24 protein-coding genes and 1 riboswitch are annotated in these 19,388 nt (G+C 62.2%); all 24 genes read right to left on the bottom strand.

Features of this window, described 5'->3' with window-relative positions; translation table 11 throughout:
- The coding region (locus KJQ12_RS15125) for a complex I subunit 1/NuoH family protein (RefSeq protein WP_280529270.1) at positions 1–714 on the bottom strand (714 nt) is incomplete at its 3' end.
- On the bottom strand, positions 714–1,814 hold the full coding sequence (locus KJQ12_RS15120) for an NADH-quinone oxidoreductase subunit D (RefSeq protein WP_213485585.1): 1,101 nt from the start codon (positions 1,812–1,814) through the stop codon (positions 714–716). The genes KJQ12_RS15125 and KJQ12_RS15120, both read right to left, overlap by 1 nt.
- 3 nt (positions 1,815–1,817) lie before the next feature.
- The gene (locus tag KJQ12_RS15115; protein WP_244860642.1) at positions 1,818–2,879 is read right to left on the bottom strand and encodes an NADH-quinone oxidoreductase subunit C; all 1,062 of its coding nucleotides are present in this window, start codon (positions 2,877–2,879) and stop codon (positions 1,818–1,820) included.
- Positions 2,876–3,394: a NuoB/complex I 20 kDa subunit family protein gene (locus tag KJQ12_RS15110; protein WP_015256581.1), complete on the bottom strand. Its 519-nt coding sequence runs from the start codon at positions 3,392–3,394 to the stop codon at positions 2,876–2,878. Before KJQ12_RS15110 ends, KJQ12_RS15115 begins: the two co-directional genes overlap by 4 nt.
- Positions 3,370–3,750 (bottom strand): NADH-quinone oxidoreductase subunit A, encoded by a 381-nt coding sequence (locus tag KJQ12_RS15105; RefSeq protein WP_015256582.1) that lies wholly within the window; start codon positions 3,748–3,750, stop codon positions 3,370–3,372. The genes KJQ12_RS15110 and KJQ12_RS15105 overlap by 25 nt, the downstream gene beginning before the upstream one ends.
- Before the next feature lie 134 nt (positions 3,751–3,884).
- On the bottom strand, positions 3,885–5,612 hold the full coding sequence (locus KJQ12_RS15100) for an ABC transporter ATP-binding protein (protein WP_213485583.1): 1,728 nt from the start codon (positions 5,610–5,612) through the stop codon (positions 3,885–3,887).
- 122 nt (positions 5,613–5,734) lie between these two features.
- Entirely contained in the window at positions 5,735–6,145 is a 411-nt protein-coding gene (locus KJQ12_RS15095; protein WP_213485582.1) for a F0F1 ATP synthase subunit epsilon, read from the bottom strand.
- Between the two features lie 24 nt (positions 6,146–6,169).
- Positions 6,170–7,573 (bottom strand): F0F1 ATP synthase subunit beta, encoded by a 1,404-nt coding sequence (gene atpD / locus KJQ12_RS15090; protein WP_213485580.1) that lies wholly within the window; start codon positions 7,571–7,573, stop codon positions 6,170–6,172.
- Positions 7,574–7,634: 61 nt separating this feature from the next.
- The gene (gene atpG, locus KJQ12_RS15085) at positions 7,635–8,501 is read right to left on the bottom strand and encodes an ATP synthase F1 subunit gamma (RefSeq protein WP_213485578.1); all 867 of its coding nucleotides are present in this window, start codon (positions 8,499–8,501) and stop codon (positions 7,635–7,637) included.
- 110 nt (positions 8,502–8,611) lie between these two features.
- Positions 8,612–10,120 (bottom strand): F0F1 ATP synthase subunit alpha, encoded by a 1,509-nt coding sequence (gene atpA, locus KJQ12_RS15080; RefSeq protein WP_213485576.1) that lies wholly within the window; start codon positions 10,118–10,120, stop codon positions 8,612–8,614.
- A gap of 25 nt (positions 10,121–10,145) precedes the next feature.
- Positions 10,146–10,685: a F0F1 ATP synthase subunit delta gene (locus KJQ12_RS15075; protein ID WP_213485574.1), complete on the bottom strand. Its 540-nt coding sequence runs from the start codon at positions 10,683–10,685 to the stop codon at positions 10,146–10,148.
- Positions 10,682–11,167 carry a F0F1 ATP synthase subunit B gene (gene atpF / locus KJQ12_RS15070; protein ID WP_213485572.1) on the bottom strand — a complete coding sequence of 162 codons (486 nt, stop codon included), beginning with the start codon at positions 11,165–11,167 and terminating at the stop codon, positions 10,682–10,684. Before atpF ends, KJQ12_RS15075 begins: the two co-directional genes overlap by 4 nt.
- Positions 11,168–11,275: 108 nt before the next feature.
- On the bottom strand, positions 11,276–11,491 hold the full coding sequence (atpE, locus tag KJQ12_RS15065) for a F0F1 ATP synthase subunit C (RefSeq protein WP_213485571.1): 216 nt from the start codon (positions 11,489–11,491) through the stop codon (positions 11,276–11,278).
- Between the two features lie 98 nt (positions 11,492–11,589).
- On the bottom strand, positions 11,590–12,354 hold the full coding sequence (gene atpB, locus KJQ12_RS15060) for a F0F1 ATP synthase subunit A (protein WP_213485569.1): 765 nt from the start codon (positions 12,352–12,354) through the stop codon (positions 11,590–11,592).
- Between the two features lie 9 nt (positions 12,355–12,363).
- Complete coding sequence (locus KJQ12_RS15055) at positions 12,364–12,741, bottom strand: ATP synthase subunit I (protein ID WP_213485567.1); 378 nt, start codon at positions 12,739–12,741, stop codon at positions 12,364–12,366.
- Positions 12,734–12,955: a DUF997 family protein gene (locus tag KJQ12_RS15050; protein WP_213485565.1), complete on the bottom strand. Its 222-nt coding sequence runs from the start codon at positions 12,953–12,955 to the stop codon at positions 12,734–12,736. Before KJQ12_RS15050 ends, KJQ12_RS15055 begins: the two co-directional genes overlap by 8 nt.
- A 287-nt stretch (positions 12,956–13,242) precedes the next feature.
- Positions 13,243–14,424: a non-hydrolyzing UDP-N-acetylglucosamine 2-epimerase gene (gene wecB, locus KJQ12_RS15045; protein WP_280529269.1), complete on the bottom strand. Its 1,182-nt coding sequence runs from the start codon at positions 14,422–14,424 to the stop codon at positions 13,243–13,245.
- A gap of 19 nt (positions 14,425–14,443) precedes the next feature.
- Positions 14,444–15,073, bottom strand: a complete 630-nt coding sequence (gene upp, locus KJQ12_RS15040; protein WP_015256595.1) for a uracil phosphoribosyltransferase — start codon at positions 15,071–15,073, stop codon at positions 14,444–14,446.
- 226 nt (positions 15,074–15,299) lie between these two features.
- Positions 15,300–16,547 (bottom strand): serine hydroxymethyltransferase, encoded by a 1,248-nt coding sequence (locus tag KJQ12_RS15035; protein WP_213485564.1) that lies wholly within the window; start codon positions 16,545–16,547, stop codon positions 15,300–15,302.
- Between the two features lie 57 nt (positions 16,548–16,604).
- Complete coding sequence (locus KJQ12_RS15030; protein ID WP_213485563.1) at positions 16,605–17,183, bottom strand: TIGR01440 family protein; 579 nt, start codon at positions 17,181–17,183, stop codon at positions 16,605–16,607.
- 18 nt (positions 17,184–17,201) lie between these two features.
- Positions 17,202–17,651 carry a ribose 5-phosphate isomerase B gene (gene rpiB, locus KJQ12_RS15025; RefSeq protein WP_213485562.1) on the bottom strand — a complete coding sequence of 150 codons (450 nt, stop codon included), beginning with the start codon at positions 17,649–17,651 and terminating at the stop codon, positions 17,202–17,204.
- Between the two features lie 94 nt (positions 17,652–17,745).
- Positions 17,746–17,828, bottom strand: a riboswitch (ZMP/ZTP riboswitch).
- 40 nt (positions 17,829–17,868) lie between these two features.
- On the bottom strand, positions 17,869–18,450 hold the full coding sequence (locus KJQ12_RS15020) for a low molecular weight protein arginine phosphatase (protein WP_213485561.1): 582 nt from the start codon (positions 18,448–18,450) through the stop codon (positions 17,869–17,871).
- A 46-nt stretch (positions 18,451–18,496) separates the two neighbouring features.
- Positions 18,497–19,057 (bottom strand): manganese efflux pump MntP, encoded by a 561-nt coding sequence (locus tag KJQ12_RS15015; RefSeq protein ID WP_213485560.1) that lies wholly within the window; start codon positions 19,055–19,057, stop codon positions 18,497–18,499.
- A gap of 73 nt (positions 19,058–19,130) precedes the next feature.
- On the bottom strand, positions 19,131–19,388 hold a 258-nt coding region (locus KJQ12_RS15010; protein ID WP_280529268.1), incomplete at its 5' end, for a Sua5 family C-terminal domain-containing protein.

The following is a 19,388-nucleotide window of genomic DNA, read 5'->3' as shown; positions in this document are numbered from 1 at the left end:
AAAGCCGCTGTACTCGGTGTGGTAGCCGGCGACCAGCTCGGATTCGGCCTCCGGCAGGTCGAACGGCGAACGGTTCAGCTCCGATACCGCGGCGACGATGAAGACGCCGAAGCCGATAATCTGGGGAAGAAAATTCCACTCCCAGAACCAGTCGCCCTGCGCCTCGCCGATCTGCCGCAGGCTCATGCTTCCGGTCATCATGACCGTGCCGACGATCGAGAGGATCAGCGGCACTTCGTAGCTGATCATCTGCGCCGCCGAGCGCATGCCGCCGAGCAGCGAATATTTGTTGTTCGATGCCCAGCCGCCGAGCACGATCGCGATCGTCGAGATGGCGGACAGCGCCGCGTAGTAGACGATGGCGACGTTCAGATCGGCGAAATACAGTTCGCGGGTGTACGGAATGATCGCCAGCACCGCGAACGACGGCGCGTAACAGAGCGCCGGCGCGAGAATGAACAGCGCGCGGTCCGCCTTGCGCGGAATCGTGTCCTCCTTGATCAGCAGCTTGAGAACGTCCGCCACCGTCTGCAGCAGCCCCCACGGTCCGAGACGGTTCGGCCCGTGCCGGAACTGCATCCAGCCGAGCACTTTCCGCTCGAACAGGATCGCATAGGTGACATAGCCGAGAATGAGCAGGAGGAAGACGACCGCCAGCACGGCGTAGATCAGGACGTTCCCCCAGGTAAGCGGTTGTTCCACCCAATCGCTCATCAGCAGTCGACCTCCCCGAGGACAATGTCCACACCGCCCAGAATCGCAATAAGGTTCGTCATCGTCTCGCCGACGAGCAGCTTCGGCAGAATCTGCAGATTCATGAACGAAGGCCGGCGGAACTTCAGGCGGTACGGCTCGGCCTTGCCCTTCGAGACGATGTGGCAGCCGATCTCGCCGCGCGGCGATTCAATCCGGACGTACGTCTCGCCCGCCGGGGGCCGAATGGCGCGGGGCACCTTGCCCATCGTCTCGCCGGAAGACGGGAACTGCTCGACGGCCTGCTTCAGGATGCGCAGCGACTGGCGCATCTCCTCGAACCGGATCATGTACCGGTCATAGCAATCGCCGTTCGTGCCTACCGGCACGTCGAACTCGAACCGGTCGTACAACGAGTAGGGCTCGTTCTTGCGCAGATCCCATTTCACGCCGGTGCAGCGGAGATTCGCGCCGGAGAGGCCGTAGGCGATCGCCGTTTCGGCATCGTACTTGCCGATCCCCTTGACCCGCGCGAGGAAAATTTCGTTGCCGCTGACGAGCCGCTCGTATTCCTTGAGCTGCTTCTCCATGTACGGCACGAAGTCGCGCACCTTGTCGATCCAGCCGGGAGGCGCGTCCCACTTCACGCCGCCGACCCGCATATAGTTGTAGGTCAGCCGCGCGCCGCACAACTCGTTGAACAGGTCGATGATCATCTCGCGTTCCTTGAACGCGAACAGGAACGGGCTGAGCGCGCCCAGGTCCAGCAGGTAGGTGCCCCACCAGACGAGATGGCTCGCAATGCGCTGCAATTCCATCACAATAAGGCGCAGGAACTCAGCGCGTTCCGGCACCTCGATGCCCATCATTTTCTCGACGGCGTGCACGAGCACGTAGTTGTTCGTCATGGCGGACACATAATCCATCCGGTCCGTGTACGGGATGATCTGGGTGTAGTTCAGGCTTTCCGCCAGTTTCTCCGTGCCCCGGTGCAGATATCCGATGACAGGCGTTGCTTCCGTAATCACTTCGCCGTCCAGCTTCACGACGATGCGCAAAACGCCGTGCGTGCTCGGGTGCTGCGGGCCGACGTTCAGCAGCAGTTCTTCGGTACGGATCACGCGTCACACCTCCGGATCGAGCGGAACGTAGTCTTTGCGCAGCGGATGGCCGACCCAGTCGTCCGGCATCATGATGCGGCGCAGGTCCGGGTGGCCGGGAAAATCAACGCCGAGCAGGTCGTAGATCTCACGCTCGGGCCAATCCGCCGACGGCCATACCGGCACCGCCGACGGAACGGACGGCTGCTCGCGATCCGTGCGGATCTTGATGGCATATTCGCGCTTCGTCTCCAGATTGATGACGAAGTAGACCACTTCCATATGCGTCTCGTAATCGACGCCGGTCACATTGCGCAGATAGTTGCAGCCCAGCTTCCCATGGCCCTTCAGCAGCTCGGCAGCGGCGCGCCAGTGTTCGGCCTTCACGGTGATCGTCGGCATGTCGCCCGCCAGCTCGTTGATCACCGCTTCTTCCACCGCTTCCGGATGCACTTCGGATTTCAGCAGCTCGACCGCTTCGTCGAGCCAAGGCTGTTTCGGCGACGGCGGCTTCGGCTCCGCAGGCTCTGCGTCTCCGGGCGCCGCTTCACCGCCGGCAGCGGCCTTCGCCGCCAGGCGTTTGGCGCGCGCTTCCTGCGCGGCCTTGATCTTCGCCTCGCGCTCGGGGTCCACGGCGCCCGCTCCCGCGCCGGCAACCGCTTCCGCGCCAGCAACCGCTCCCGCGGTTGCTCCTTCTGCAGCGGCCTTCGCCGCCAGGCGTTTGGCGCGCGCTTCCTGCGCGGCCTTGATCTTCGCTTCGCGCTCGGGATCCACCGCCCCGGCTCCCGCGGCTTCGCCCGCAGGGGCGGACGGCACATCCGCATTCGCCGCAGCGGGCGCAGCCGGTTCAGCCGGTTTGTCGGATGCCGATGCATCCGGATGTTCCGGCATCGTATCCGGCTGCGGCTGGTTCGGATGCTCCGCGCCCGCGCCGGCGGGCTCGGTGCCGGAGACTTCCTGCGTATTCGCGGGCTCCCGCTGTTCCGCGGCCGCCGGCTCCGTCTGCTCCGCAGCGGGCGGCGATTGCTGCTCCGCAGCCGCCGTTTCTTCCTGCCGGCCTGCCTCGCGCTTGTTCTCTTCGCTCACCGATTCGTCACCTGCTTCCCGGTCTTCGCCTCGTAACGAATTTTCTCCTGAAGCTTGTTGATTCCGTAGATCAGCGCCGCCGGATTCGGCGGGCAGCCCGGAATGTAGACGTCGACGGGAACGATCTGGTCGACGCCCTTGACGACGGAGTACGAACGGACATAGGGACCTCCCGCGGTTGCGCACGATCCCATCGCGATGACCCACTTCGGTTCCGGCATCTGCTCGTACAGACGGCGCAGAAGCGGCGCCATTTTCTTCGTTACGGTCCCCGCGACAATCATGACGTCGGCCTGACGCGGCGACGGACGGAAAAAGACGCCGAACCGGTCAAGGTCGTAGTGCGCCCCGCCCGTGCCCATCATCTCGATGGCGCAGCAGGCCAGACCGAACGTCAGCGGCCACATCGAGTGGCTGCGCGCCCAGCCTTTCAGTTGTTCCAGCGATGTCACCAGCACGTTGCGCTTCAGCTCTTCGTGCTCTTCAGGCCTCACCTGTTCCAGATCGAATCCCATTTCAGCACCCTCTTCTTCCAGGCATAGAACAGCCCCACCAGAAGCAGAGCCGTGAAGATCAGCATTTCAATCAACACGAACAGGCCGAGCTGATTATAAGCAACGGCCCAGGGATACAAGAAAACGGTTTCGACATCGAATATGACGAACATCAAGGCGTACAGGTAATACCGGATGTTGTAGCGCGCCTGTCCTTCGCCGACCGGCTCGTTCCCGCTTTCATACGTCGTCTGCTTCTCCTGTGTCGGCTTGTGCGGGCGGAGCAGGCGGCCCAGCCCGAGCGCAACGATCGGAAGCAGGATGCCCAGTATCACAAAAATGACCACGATCACGTAGCTGTTGACGTATTTCTCCATACGTTCGCCTCCGTGCGCAGGATCGGTATGGGGCGGCTGGCGGATGGCCCGGCCGCGAATTTACCTTACCAATTATAGCAAAAGGGGGGTGCCCCGTCTATGACCGAGTTGACGGGGCACGGCCGCGCGGCGGTTCAGGTGACGAGCGTCTCGCCGAACTGCGCCCGGTGCAGCCGCGCGTAAATGCCGCCTTGCGCCAGCAGTTCTTCGTGCCGTCCTTCCTCCGCGATGCCGTCGCCGTTTACGACGAAGATGCGGTCCGCTCCGCGGATCGTCGCCAGGCGGTGGGCGATGACGATCGTCGTCCGATTGACCGCCAGTTCTTCCAACGCCTGCTGGATGATCCGTTCCGTCTCGGTATCGAGCGCCGATGTCGCTTCATCCAATATCAGTATGGGCGGATTCTTCAGAAACATCCGCGCGATCGCGAGCCGCTGCCGCTGACCGCCGGACAGCTTCAGTCCGCGCTCCCCGATGACGGTGTCGAGCCCGTCCGGCAGTTCGCGGATCATGTCCTCGAGATGCGCCCGGCGGGCGGCCTCCATGATCTCCGCTTCGGACGCGCCCAATTTGCCGTAGGCGATGTTCTCACGGATCGTGCCGTTGAACAGGAAGACATCCTGCTGCACGACGCCGATCTTCGAACGCAGCGAATGCTGCGTCATCTTTTTTATCGGAATGCCGTCGATCGTGATTTCACCCTCGTCCACATCGTAGAAGCGCGGGATGAGGCTGCAGATCGTCGATTTCCCGGCGCCGGAAGGGCCGACCAGCGCGACGGTCTCGCCCGCGCGGATCTTCAAGGAAACGTTCCGCAGCACCTTCGTGTGCGGTTCATAACCGAACGTCACATTCCGGAATTCGATGTCGCCGCGCAGCGACGGCACGTCGATCGCGTCAGGCGCGTCCTTCACGTCCGGCTCCGTGTCGATCAAGTCGCAGAACCGTCGGAAGCCGGCCATGCCCTTCGGATACATTTCCATCAGCGCGTTGATCTTGTCAATGGGCTTCAGGAACACCTGCACGTAAAGCAGAAACGCGACGAGCTCGCCATAGGTGATGCGGCCCTGATAGGCGAACCAGGCGCCGGCGACGAGCACGATCAGCATGATCATCCGGTTCAGCATGTACATGCCGGACGAGCTGAGCGAGATCGCGAGGTACGCGCGCAGTTTCGCCCTGCGCAGCCCGGCGTTGTTGCGCCGGAACCGCTCGATCTCGTAGGTCTCGTTGCCGAACGACTTCACGACGCGGATGCCGGATACGCTGTCTTCGACCCGCGCGTTGACGTCGGCGATGTTCTCGAACATCTGCTTGGCCGCCTGGTTCAATTTCACGTTGAAATAGGCGATCAGCGCGATCAGGATCGGCACGACCGCGAAGGTGATCAGCGCGAGCTGCCAGTCGACGGTCCACATGATGCCGAACGCGCCGGCGAACGTCATGAGCGCGATGAACATGTCCTCGGGACCGTGGTGCGCCATTTCGCCGATGTCGAACAGGTCGTTCGTGATCCGCGACATCAGATGGCCCGTCTTCGTGTTGTCGAAATAGCGAAACGACAGCCGCTGCAGATGGTTGAACGCCTGCTGCCGCATGTCCGTCTCGATGTTGATGCCCAGCATGTGGCCCCAGTAGCCGACGATGAAATGCATGAACATCGCGAACAGGTAGACGAACAGCAGCGCGGTGCAAGCGACGGCGATCGCGTTCCAGTCCTTCGTCGGCAGCAGTTCGTCGCTTACCCATTGCACGGCCATGGGGAACGCGAGTTCCAGCAGCGCGGCAACGACGGCGCAACTGAAATCGAGCAGAAACAGCCGTTTGTGCGGCCGGTAGTAAGCCATGAAGCGGCGCAGCATGCCCGCACGGCACCTCCTTCGCCGGAGTTTGTCAAAATCTTTGAATAGCAAGAAACCTGCCGGCGAAGCCGACAGGCTGGCCGACAGGTTTCCCATGCCTGCCGGGCAGGCAGGACTGCGGTCTATGCATTGCGATGATTTTTGACTTCGAGCCGGTTCGTGGCGCGCATCAAGGCCAGCTGGGCGCGGCGGAAGTCAATCTCTTCCTGCCGCGCGGCCTGAAGCCGCTGTTCCGCCCGCGCCTTCGCGGCGAGCGCCCGCTCGACGTCGATGTCTTCCGGCAGTTCCGCGCTCTCGGCGAGGATGACGACCTTGTCCTTGCGGACCTCGACGAATCCGCCGTTGACCGCGACCAGCTTTTCCCGGCCGCCCTGCTTGATCTTCGCCGGCGCAATCTTGAGCGGCGTGACCAGCGGAATATGGTTGGGCAGAATGCCGAGCTCGCCTTCCACACCGCGCACGACGACCATGTCGACCTGCTCGGAGTAGACAATGCGTTCCGGCGTGACAATTTCAAGCAGCATCGTGCTCATCGAGATTCCCTCCCGCCAATCGCATTAAAGCGATTTGGCTCTCTCCACGGCCTGCTCGATCGTGCCGACGTAGCGGAAAGCCGCCTCCGGCAGATCGTCGTGCTTGCCTTCGAGAATCTCCTTGAAGCTGCGGACCGTTTCCTTGACCGGCACGTAGATCCCTTTCACGCCCGTGAACGGTTCCGCCACGTGGAACGGCTGGGACAGGAAGTTCTGGATCTTGCGCGCGCGGGATACGATCAGCTTGTCTTCCTCGGACAGCTCGTCCATGCCGAGGATCGCGATGATGTCCTGCAGTTCCTTGTAGCGCTGCAGAATCCGCTTGACGCCTTGCGCGACGTCGTAGTGTTCCTGACCGACGACTTCCGGCGTCAGAATCCGCGAGCTGGAAGCCAGCGGGTCGACGGCCGGGAAGATGCCCATCTCGGCGATGCGGCGCTCGAGGTTCGTCGTCGCGTCGAGGTGGGCGAACGTCGTCGCCGGAGCCGGGTCGGTGTAGTCGTCCGCCGGGACGTAGATCGCCTGGATCGACGTAACCGAACCTTTCTTCGTCGACGTGATCCGCTCTTGCAGCTGGCCCATCTCGGTTGCCAGCGTCGGCTGATAACCGACCGCCGACGGCATCCGGCCGAGCAGCGCGGATACTTCGGAACCGGCCTGCGTGAAGCGGAAGATGTTGTCGATGAAGAGCAGCACGTCGCGGCCTTCTTCATCGCGGAAATATTCGGCCATCGTCAGCCCCGTCAGCGCGACGCGGAGACGCGCTCCCGGCGGTTCGTTCATCTGGCCGAACACCATCGCCGTCTTGCTGATGACGCCGGAGTCTTTCATTTCATGGTACAGGTCGTTCCCTTCGCGGGTCCGTTCGCCGACGCCCGCGAAGACGGAAATCCCGCCGTGCTCCTGCGCGATGTTGTGGATCAGTTCCTGGATCGTGACCGTCTTGCCGACGCCCGCGCCGCCGAACAGACCGATCTTGCCGCCCTTGGCGTAAGGCGCGAGCAGGTCGATGACCTTGATGCCCGTCTCGAGAATTTCCGCCTGCGTCGACAGCTGCTCGAACGCCGGTGCCTGACGGTGAATCGGCAGTTTGACATCGGCAACGACATCGCCGGCCTCGTCAATCGGCTCGCCCAGCACGTTGAAGACGCGGCCGAGCGTCGGCGCGCCGACCGGAACGGTGATCGGGCCGCCGAGGTCGACGGCTTCCATGCCCCGCACGAGGCCGTCCGTCGAGCTCATGGCGATCGTGCGGACCAGGTTGTCGCCGAGGTGAAGGGCGACTTCCAGCGTCAGGTTGATGTCCGGACCGCGGCCATCGCCTTTCGCTTCGATTTTGATCGCGTTCAGGACGTCCGGCAGTTGTCCGCGTTCGAACTCGATGTCGACGACCGGACCGGTGACGGACACCACGCGTCCTTTTTTCATATTGTTCCCTCCTGAAGCGCCTGACCCGGCATCATGAAGCCGGCGTAAGACGCGGATTGGTTCAGCTCAGCGCGTTCGCGCCGCCGACGATTTCGGAGATTTCCTGCGTGATGGCGGCCTGACGCGCCCGGTTGTAGTTCAGCGTCAAAACCTGGATCATCTTCTGCGCGTTCTTCGTCGCGTTGCCCATGGCGGTCATCCGCGCGCCGAACTCGCTTGCCTTCGCGTCCAGCAGGGCGCTGTAGATGAGCGTCTCCGCATACTTCGGCAGCAGCGTGTTCAGCACTTCTTCGGCCGACGGCTCGTACTGGTAAGCCGTGGTCGGTCCCGCCATGTTCACGTCCTCGCTCACGAGCGGCAGCAGTTGGCGTTCGACCGGCCGCTGGGTGATCGGGTTGATGAATTGGTTGTACCAGATATAAAGCTCGTCATAGAGCTCTTCTTCGAATCCTTTGACCGCTTCCTGCGCGATCGCCTTGATGTCGGCGAAAGTCGGCGAGTCCGGCAGCCCCGTCACTTCTTTCGCGATCGCCATGTTCCGGCGGCGGAAGAAGTCGCGGCCCTTGCGGCCGATGACGAACAGCACATACTCGTCCGGCGAGCTGTGCCGATTGCGAATCGCGGTCAGCACGTTGCGCAGCAGGTTCGCGTTGTAGCCGCCCGCAAGTCCCCGGTCGGAGGTGATGACGAGATACCCCGTCCGTTTGATCGGGCGCTTCTGCAGCATCGGATGCTTGACATCCTTCGAGCCGGCCGCGATGCTGGCGACGACTTCCTTCAGCTTGTCCGCATACGGACGCGCCGCGGTCGCCGCTTCCTGCGCGCGGCGGAGACGGGAAGCCGCCACCATCTCCATCGCTTTCGTGATCTGCATCGTGTTCTGCGTGCTCTTGATCTTCGCTTTGAGCTCGCGCATGCCCTTGGCCATCTGGTTCACCCGCCTTTGCGTGTCCTAAGCGGCGAACCGCGTGTCCCGTCCCTGCCGGACGGGACACGGTTCGCGCGCAAGCAGGACAGATTCGTTATCCGATCCGTCTGTCAGACGGCAAAGCTCTTCTTGAATTTGACGATCGCTTCGTTCAGCGCGTTCTCGGTCTCCGGCGTCAGATCCTTCGTGTCGCGGATCGATTGGGCGATCTCCGGCGCGTTCGATTCGAGGTACAGATGCAACTCGCGTTCGAAGCGGCCGACCGCTTCAAGCGGCAGATCGTCGAGGTGACCCCTGGTGGCCGCGAAAAGCGAAATGACTTGCTTCTCGACCGGCATCGGCTGGTTGACGCCTTGCTTCAGAATTTCCATCGTCCGCGCGCCGCGGGTGAGCTGCGCTTGCGTCGCCTTGTCAAGGTCGGAACCGAACTGCGCGAACGCCGCCAGCGAACGGTAGGCCGCCAGGTCGAGACGCAGCGTGCTGGCGACTTTCTTCATCGCCTTGATCTGCGCGTTGCCGCCGACCCGGGAGACGGAGATCCCGACGTTGATGGCCGGACGCTGACCGGCGAAGAACAGGTCGGACTCCAGGAAGATCTGGCCGTCGGTGATCGAGATGACGTTCGTCGGAATGTAAGCCGATACGTCGGAAGCCTGCGTCTCAATGAACGGCAGCGCTGTCAGCGAACCGCCGCCGAGTTCGTCGCTCAGCTTCGCGGCGCGCTCCAGCAGGCGGGAGTGCAGATAGAAGACGTCGCCCGGATAAGCCTCGCGGCCCGGCGGGCGGCGGAGCAGCAGCGACAGCTCGCGGTATGCGGCCGCCTGCTTCGACAGGTCGTCGTAGATGACGAGGACGTGTTCGCCCTTGTACATGAAGTACTCGCCCATCGCGCAGCCGGCATACGGCGCGAGATAGAGCAGCGGCGCCGGCTCGGAAGCCGATGCGGTGACGACGATGGTGTAGTCCATCGCGCCGTGGCGGCGCAGCGTCTCCACGACGCTCGCGACCGTCGATTGCTTCTGGCCGATCGCGACGTAGATACATTTGACGCCGGTGTCCTTCTGATTGATGATGGCGTCGATCGCGATCGTCGTTTTGCCCGTCTGGCGGTCGCCGATGATCAGCTCCCGCTGGCCGCGGCCGATCGGGATCATCGAGTCGATGGCCTTGATGCCCGTCTGCATCGGTTCATGGACCGATTTCCGTTGGATGACTCCCGGCGCGGGCGATTCAACCGGACGGAAATGCTTCGTGTTGATCGGGCCCTTGCCGTCCAGCGGCTGGCCGAGCGGGTTGACGACGCGGCCGAGCAGTTCTTCGCCGACCGGCACTTCCATGATCCGGCCGGTCCGCTTCACTTGGTCGCCTTCGCGGATGTCGGTGTACGGCCCGAGGATGACGACACCGACGTTGTTTTCCTCAAGGTTCAGCGCCATGCCCACGACGCCGTTCGAGAATTCGAGCAGCTCGCCGGCCATCGCTTTTTCCAGACCGTGCACGCGCGCGATCCCGTCGCCGACTTGAATAACCGTCCCGACGTCGACGACTTCCATTTCGGATTTGTATTGTTCAATCTGCTGCTTGATCAGCGTGCTGATCTCGTCAGGTCTGATACTCAAAAGGTTCACCCCTGTCCCATAAGACTTAGGAAATCAATGCTTTTTCAAGCCGCGCGAGCTTGCCCGACAAACTGCCGTCATACAGGCGGTCGCCGATCTGCACCCGGATGCCGCCGATCAACGAAGGATCAACTTGCTGCTCCGCACGGATGGTCTTGCCGGTCAGCTTGCCGAATTGTTCCGCGACAGCAGCCAGCTCGGCTTCGTCAAGCGGCTTCGCCGTATAGACGATCGCTCTGGCTTGTCCGGACGCTTCACCGGCAATCTTCTCGTACGCACGATAGACAGCGGGAATTTCCGCATGACGGCCGCGCTCAATCAAGATGTGGACGGTTCTCAGGAGCAAGTCGGACGTTTTACCCGCCAGCACCTCGTTCAGCACCGAAATTTTACGCGAAGTTTCGATATTCGGAGAGCCGAGGAAGGCCTTGAATTCCGGCGTTCGTTCCAGCGCTTCGACGAGACCTTTCAGCTGCTGCTCGACATCCCATACCACGTTCTGTTGCGCAGCGGCTTCGTAGAGTGCCTTCGCGTAGCGCTTCGCTGCGACCGAATCCGCACTCATGACGTTTTCCCTACTTCTCTCAGATATTGATCAACGAGCTGTTCGTGCGCCTTCTCGTCAACCTGCTTCTCGAGGATTTTCGACGCAATTTGCACGGACAATCCGCTGACTTGCCGGCGCAATGCGGCAATGGCATTGTTCTTCTCGTTCTGAATTTCCCGGATCGCTTCATTCTTCAGGCGGTTGGCTTCTTCACGAGCGGCCTGAATAATCTCATCCGCTTGTTTCTGGCTGGTTCTGCGGGCGGACTCGATAATCTCCTGCGCTTCCTTCCGCGCTTCCTCGAGCGCCCGTTTCTGTTCGGCGAGCTGCTGCTCCGCTTCCCGGCGGCTCGATTCCGCTGCTTCAATCTCTTCATTGACGAGCTGACGTCTTTTTTCCATTACGCCGAACAGCGGCCCGAATGCGTATTTGTTGAGCAGCCAGTACAGCAAAACGAATGCGATGATCGCAATGACTGTCGATTCCCAATGGAACGACATCTGCAACTCTCCTTTCCCTGGGTGGTCAGATCCCCCGCGGCATCACACAAACAGAAGGCGTGGAGGCATACGCCGTCCCCGCCCCGCGTGAAATATACGGTTTGAAGTTTAAGATTGGAAGAACATCAGGAAACCGAGAACGACGCCGATGAGCGGAACGACCTCGACGATACCTACACCGATGAACATCGTCGTTTGAAGAGCGCCGCGCGCTTCCGGTTGACGGGAAATCCCCTCGACCGTCTTGCTCACGATCATACCGTTACCAAAACCTGCGCCGATCGCACCCAGTCCGACTGCAATTGCTGCTGCCAAAAATTCCATAGTAAAATATCCTCCTCTGAACTTGTTTTTTGCAAAAATATGATGCATCCATTCGGCCGGCCAGGCTTACGCAGCCGGCCCCAGACCTGAAAAGGGGGTTAGTGATCCTCATGCACAATGGCCTGCGAGATATAGACCATCGTCAGGATGGTGAACAGGAACGCCTGAACGGCGCCTACGAATATACTGAAGCCTTGCCATACGGCGAGGAGCGGAATACCGGGTATCCCAAGCAACAGAATGGTTGCAATGAGCAGTTCGCCCGCGTAAATGTTCGCGTATAGACGAACAGCCAGCGTCACCGGCCGCGCCACCTGTTCAATCAGGTTGAGCGGGAAGAAGACCGGGAACGGCTTGAAGTAGTGGGCCAGGTAGTGTTTCCGGTTCATCTTCAATCCCAGGAAGTGAATCAGGAAGAACACGACGACCGCAAGTCCCAAGTTGACCATGATGTCCGCAGTCGGCGATTTCCACCAGGCGACATGCGCATGTCCGCCATGTTCATCGATGTATTCCTGCGATACAACCGTGGAACCGAAGAGTTTGAATTCCTCGTGGTGCTCCGTGACAATGCCGAAAGGAAGGCCGAGAAGATTGGAAACGAAGATGAACAAGATGAGCGTCATCCCGAGTCCGAGAAAATGCTTCACCTTCGAAAGCGGCATGGTGCTGGCAATCGTGTTGTGAACGAAGTCCACGACCCATTCCATGAAGTTCTGCAGCTTGGAGGGATTCCGGATCGAGAGATTCCGTGTCGCCAGCTTCGCCAGCACGAAGCAGATCAAACCGGATACAACGATAGCCAGGATGGACGACAGGTCAAGGTTGAAACCGCCGACCTGTACGACAGGAAATACGTGCATGCTGAATTCTCACCCCTTTCCATTCCTGACGTTCCTATTGTGTACAGCTGCAAAGAAAAATACCGCGAATTGCACGTAAAAACAAGCCGCCAAAGTCGCAGGAAGCGAGAAATATTCAGGGAACCGGTAGCATGCCATAACCGCAAGCAGGATGACCGCCAGCCTGCTGGCAAGACCGAGGCTTGTCCGCTTCCCGCCTTCCAGAGCGGAGCGCGCAATCATCTCCACCCTTCTGCGCAATAAAAACGCATTCACAAGACTGCCGCAGATGCCGAGCAACAGTCCGGCGGCAACGGTTCGACCTTCCGGGTACAAAGCCCAGGCCATCAGCAGGGCCGACATCGTGAACAGCGACAGTCGGACGGCTCGTCTCAAAATATCATTCATCTGAATCCCCCAGCACGAACTTCACCATCGCCACACAGGAAAGGATTCCGACCAGAAGTCCGCCCAACAAGCCGGCAACAACCCAGCCGGGCGTTCCGCCGAGCCGCGCGCCGAGCCAATACCCGGCTGTCATGCACACGGCGACATTGACGCCCATTGCGCCCACAAGTGCGGCAGCACGCCAAGGATTGTCGCTCTTGCTCTTCTTGTTCATGCTCTGTACCCCGCTAATCCCAATATATTTTAGCCGTGAGCGAGAAGCTTTGTCAATTCGGACAGAATCGAACATTTCGTGAACGTGTGACGAAAATCATTGATTTCTCAAGCATTCCCAGCATCAGACACCGTGCAGTTTACAGTTGTTCTGTTCGGTTTTCCGGCCTGCCGGCAGGTGAAAAAACTTCCGTCGCCCCCCTGCCCGGAGCAGGCCACGGCGGTTCCGTCCAGGCCGCCGGCACCCCGCTGAGGGGAGCCGGCGGCGGAACCCTGCGGGCGGCCGGATCAATCCGCCAATCCGGTTCCGGCCCGCTCCGCCGGCCGTTCGGGAACGAACGGCTCGGGACGGCTGTCCCTCCGGCCGAAATGATGCAGGATCGCCTGCGCGATCCGCTCGGACGCGCGGCCGTCGCCATACGGATTCACCGCGCCCGCCATCCGCTCGTACGCCGCCCTGTCGGTGAGCAGCTTGCGCGCGGCGGCGTACACCTGCTCCTCATTCGTGCCGACGAGCTCAAGCACGCCCGCCTCGATGCCCTCCGGCCGCTCCGTCGTGTCGCGCAGGACCAGCACCGGCACGCCGAACGAGGGCGCTTCTTCCTGCAGCCCGCCGGAATCGGTCAGGATCATGTAGGCGTGCGGATAGAAGTTGTGGAACTCGAACACGTCGAGCGGGTCGATGAGCCGGATCCGCTCGTGGCCGCCGAGAATCTCGTTCGCGGGCTCGCGCACCGCCGGATTCAGGTGCACCGCGTAGACGACCGCCACGTCGGGGAACTCGTCCGCGATCCGCTTCACCGCGCGGAAGATGTTCCGGTGCGGCTCGCCGAGCGCCTCGCGCCGGTGCGCCGTCATCAGGATCATACGCCGGCCCTTCGCCCAGTCGAGCACCGGGTGGCTGAAGGACGGGTCGACCGTGTACTGGAACACGTCCGTCACCGTGTTGCCCGTTATGTAGATGGACGACTCCGGCTTGTTCTCCCGCCGGAGATTGCCGGCCGACCATTCCGTCGGGGCAAAGTGCAGGTCCGCGAGCACGCCGGCGAGCTGCCGGTTCATCTCTTCGGGGTACGGCGACATCTTGTTCCAGGTGCGCAAGCCCGCCTCGACGTGGCCGACCTGGATCTGATTCAGGAACGCCGCATAGCTGGCGAGGAACGTCGTCGACGTGTCGCCGTGCACGAGCACAAGATCGGGCCGCGCTTCCTTCAGCACCGGGTCGAGCCCGTTGATCACGTTCACCGCGATCTCGGCCAGCGACTGCCGGTCCTTCATCACATTCAGATCATAATCCGGCTTGATCTCGAAGAAATCAAGCACCTGGTCGAGCATCTCGCGATGCTGCGCGGTGACGCAGACAATCGTCTCGATCTCATCCTCATGTTTCTGCAGTTCGAGCACGAGCGGCGCCATCTTCACGGCTTCCGGCCGCGTGCCGAACACCGTCATCACTTTCAGTCGTGCCAATCTGTCATTCACGCTCCCATCACTTCGTGCCGAACAGACGGTCGCCGGCGTCGCCGAGCCCCGGCACGATGTAACCGCGCTCATTGAGCCGCTCGTCGACGGCGGCGACGTACAGGTCAACATCCGGATGCGCCGCCTGAAGCGCCTCCACCCCTTCGGGCGCCGCGATCAGGCACATCAGCTTCAGATGCCGGCACCCCCGCGCCTTCAGCGCGGACAGCGCCGCGATCGCCGAACCGCCGGTGGCCAGCATCGGGTCGATGACGATGAGCAGCCGCTCCTGCGCGTCGGTCGGCAGGTTGAGATAGTATTCCACCGGTTGCAGCGTCTCCTCGTCCCGCTGCAGCCCGATATGGCCGACCTTCGCGGACGGGATCAGTTTCAGTATGCCGTCGACCATGCCGAGTCCGGCGCGCAAGATCGGCACGAGGCCGATCATCCGGCCGGACAGCACGCTGGATTCCATCTTCGCGACCGGCGTCTCGATCGTCGTCTTTGCCAGCGGCAAGTCGCGCGTAATTTCGTACGCCATCAGCGTCGCGACCTCGCCGACGAGATCGCGGAAATCTTTCGTAATGGTGTTTTTGTCCCGGATAATCGTAAGCTTGTGCTGGATCAAAGGATGATCGCACACGACTACCTTGCCCATTGGCTGCCTCCTCCCGGCGTCCCGGCGGCTCGCATGCTAGACCGTCCGGGTGCTGATCCCGTCCATTATATCATGTTCCCGGGCAAACAGCATCGTCTCCCTTCATGGAAACGGAGAGAAACGGGGAAGCTTTTGCGTTCGCCGCTGCCCGAACCCAAAAAATGGCCGGACAGGAATCGCTTCCTGACCGGCCGTTGCACTGCAACCCTTGCGGCAGCCCGGCGGATCAATACTCCAGATCCGGGTACAGCGGATATTGCGCCGTGAGTTCCTTGACGATGCCGCGCGCTTTGGCCAGCACCGCTTCGTCTTTCGGGTTCTTCAGCGTCATCGCGATGACGCTCGCGATCGTCTTCATCGCATCCTGTCCCATGCCGCGGGACGTGACGGCCGGCGTGCCGATCCGGATGCCGCTCGTGATGAACGGGCTCGTCGGATCGAACGGGATCGCGTTCTTGTTCACCGTGATTTTCACCGAATCGAGCACATGCTCCGCGTCTTTGCCGGTAATGTTCAAATTGCGCGTATCGACGAGCATCAGATGGTTGTCCGTGCCGCCGGACACGAGGTTCAGCCCTTCGGCCTGCAGCGCCTCCGCGAGCGTCTTCGCGTTCTTCACGACGTTCTCCGCGTACGTCTTGAACGACGGCTGCAGCGCTTCGCCGAGTGCGACCGCCTTCGCCGCGATGATGTGCATGAGCGGGCCGCCCTGGGTGCCGGGGAACACGGCCTTGTCGATCGCCTGCGCCCACGACTTGCGGCACAGGATCATGCCGCCGCGCGGACCGCGCAGCGTCTTGTGCGTCGTCGTCGTCACGAAATGCGCGTGCGGCACCGGGCTCGGATGCAGCCCCGCCGCGACGAGGCCGGCGATATGCGCCATGTCGACCATGAGCAGCGCGCCGACTTCGCGCGCGATTTCGCCGAGCTTCTCGAAATCGATGATGCGCGGATAGGCGCTGGCGCCCGCCACGATCAGCCGCGGGCGATGCTTGAACGCCGCCTTGCGCACTTCCTCATAGTCGATCGTGTGCGTGTCTTCGCTGACGCCGTAAGCGACGAAGTTGTACAGCAGGCCGGACGCGTTGACCGGGCTGCCGTGCGTCAGATGGCCGCCGTGCGCCAGATTCATGCCGAGCACCGTGTCGCCCGGCTTGAGCACCGCCAGGTAGACGGCCATGTTCGCCTGCGCGCCGGAGTGCGGTTGCACGTTGGCGTGCTCCGCGCCGAACAGCTCCTTCGCGCGGTTGCGGGCAATCTCCTCCGCGATATCGACGTATTCGCAGCCGCCGTAATACCGTTTGCCCGGATAGCCTTCCGCGTATTTGTTCGTCAGCACCGTGCCCATCGCTTCGAGCACCGCCCGGCTGACGATGTTCTCCGAAGCGATCAGCTCAAGGTTGTCCCGCTGCCGCTGCAGCTCCAGCCCGAGCGCCTTGACGAGCTCCGGATCCTGCTTGCGCAAATATTCCATTCGTGTCCGCCTCCTGGCTATATTTTTCAATCCATGACTTCCGATTCACGTTTCCGCTTACCGTTCCGCCTGATCGTCCGGTTCGAGGACATAAACCGCCCGCGCGCCGCCGATCAGCTTCGGCCGCGTACAAGCCATCGTCACATGCGCCTCGCCGATCGTCCGCACGGACGGCCGGACCGGCACCGCCACCGGACGAAGATGCATCCCGATCAGCGTGTCGCCGATGTCGATGCCGGCGTGCGCCTGAACGGACTCGACCAGGCAGGCGTCCGGCAGGTTCCGGTAGGCGAAGGCCGCCATCGCCCCGCCCGCGCCCGGAATCGGCACGGCCGACACTTCGGTCAAGCCGTACCGCTCCGCCGCTTCGCGGGTCGTCACCAGCGCCCGGTTCAAATGCTCGCAGCACTGGAACAGCGGATGGAATCCGATGTCGCGCCGCACCGCCTCGACGCCTGCGAATATCGCCCGCGCCGCTTCGCCCGAGCCGGCCGTCCCGATCCGGCGGCCGATCACTTCGCTCGTGCTCGCCCCGATGACGAGCAGCTGACCGGCTTTCAGCCCGCCGGCGGCCGCCAGCTCGCGAATGCAGCGCTCCGTGTCCTCCGCAATCGATTGAAGACGCGCTTCATCCATGGCGTACGGCCTCCCGCCTCACGCCTGCCGGCGCTCGATCGCCATCACTTTGTTCACGCGGTTCACGTGCCGCTCGCCCTGCGAGAACGGCGTCTCGAGCCAGACGCGCACGATCTCCTGCGCGAGACCGGGACCGATCACCCGCTCGCCCATCGCCAGCACATTCGAGTCGTTGTGCTCCCGCGTCGCCTTCGCCGAGAACAGATCGTGCACGAGCGCGCAGCGGATGCCGGGCACCTTGTTCGCGGCGATCGACATGCCGATGCCCGTCCCGCAGATCAGGATGCCGCGGTCGGCTTCGCCCTTCACGACCCGCTCGCAGACCGGGATCGCGTAGTCCGGATAGTCGACCGACTGGCTGCAGTCGCAGCCGAAATCTTCGACCTCGTGACCGAGCTCCTTGAGCAGCGGCACGATCTCGTCCTTCAGCCTGAAGCCCGCATGATCCGCGCCGATTGCAATCTTCATTGCAGTCCGCCTCCCCTAGCATGGATGAACTTATTATGCCTTCAGCTTCTGTGAAAAAGACAAAAAAGAGCATGACGCGCCATTCAGCGCGAATGCTCTTTGCCCAGGCGACCGGCCGATATCGTCCGATGCTCCACCGTGGTTCCCCACTTAACGTCGCCAGTCACATCGGACCCGTATTTTGTCAAGTTCATCATAACGGAAGTTTCGTGAAAAATCAATCGGCTTCCGCGAGCTTCTTGATCAGCTTGTCCAACGCGGCGTCCAGCTCATCCGCGACCTGGCGGTACAGCTCGATCGGCCCGCCGAACGGATCGGCGATATCGAAATCCGGAACCTTGCCTTCCAGTTCCAGCAGCCGCGCCCGCTCCTCGTCGCTCAGCTTCCCGCCGATGGCCTGACGGAGATGCCATTCCATGTACAGCCGCTCAAGCTCCTTGATCTCCGCCAGCACCTCCGGCCGGTCCTCCACATATTCCTTCAGCGTATGCGTCTTCTCGAGCGCCTCCGGGTACCGTTCCAGCAGCATCCGCTTGTGGCCGGTCGTCATCGTCAGGATGAGATCCGCCCATTCGACCGCCTCGGCCGAGACGGCGCACGATTTGCCTTCATGCGGCACCTGCCGCTCGCGAAGCACTTCCGATGCATGCGCGGACATCGGGATGCCGTCTGCAGCCGCCACGCCGGCCGAACGGACTTCAACCGGCACGCCGCGTTCCTTCGCCTTGGCCTTGAATAGCGCTTCGGCCATCGGGCTGCGGCACGTATTGCCGGTGCAGACGAACAAGACATGGACCACGCCGCATCCCTCCTTCATTGTGCGACAATCAGCCCCCGGTTTTTTATTATAGTAAAAACATGACCCCGAACGCGAACAAAATCGCCCCGCCGCACGTCTCGCCGTATTCGCCGAGCCCGATTCCGACCTTCCGTCCGAGCAGCAGCCCCGTGATCGACATCGCGCCGCCGAAAAAACCGAACAACAGCACCGTCATGACGAGATCCGCCGCGAACATGCCGAGCGATACCCCGACCGAGAACGAATCGATGCTGACCCCGAGCGCGAGCAGCAGCATGCCGAACGCCGAACGGTGATCGAACTGCACCGTATGCTCGCGGCGCAGCGAGCTGTACACCATGTGGCCGCCGAGCAAGAGCAGCAGCAGCCCGCCGGCCTTCGTCGCCACGCTGCCGAGCAGCCCGCTGACCGCCTGCCCCGCCGCCAGACCGAGGAGCGGCATCAGCATGTGGAACGCCGCCACGACGGCGCCCAGTTTCAGAATATCCAGCTTCCGGATGCCTTTGAGCCCGATGCCGATGCCAAGCGAGAAGGCATCCAGCCCGAGCGCGAACGCGATGGTCAGCAGCGTGAGCAGCTGACCGGTCTGCGCAGCGTCCACCGACATGAATCCGACTCCTTCCGCACAGGGTCTCCCCGTATACCTATGCGGACAAGTCCGGATTCATGTCCGTCCGGCGTTACACCCGGACGATCCGCCCGCCGGCCGCTTTGGCGAGCCGGTTCATCAGCGCGAGCCCGATCCCTTCCGGCGGGCAGCCCTCGGCCCAGATCCGGCCGATGCCGCGCGCATCGAACTCGCGGAGCGCGGCATACAGGCGCTGCGCCGCCTGCTCGGGCCGCGCGAGGCTGCCGCAGACGACGACCGCGTCGGCGTCGTAGAAGCCGGCGTGCTCCTCGTACGTGAGCACGCCGGTGCGGCAGCCGGCCGCGCGGGC

This window comes from Thermobacillus xylanilyticus (genome assembly GCF_907165215.1).
GTDB classification, from domain to species: domain Bacteria; phylum Bacillota; class Bacilli; order Paenibacillales; family Paenibacillaceae; genus Thermobacillus; species Thermobacillus xylanilyticus.
Note: the sequence above shows the minus strand (reverse complement) of the source record. Positions and strands in the feature narration are given on the sequence as shown.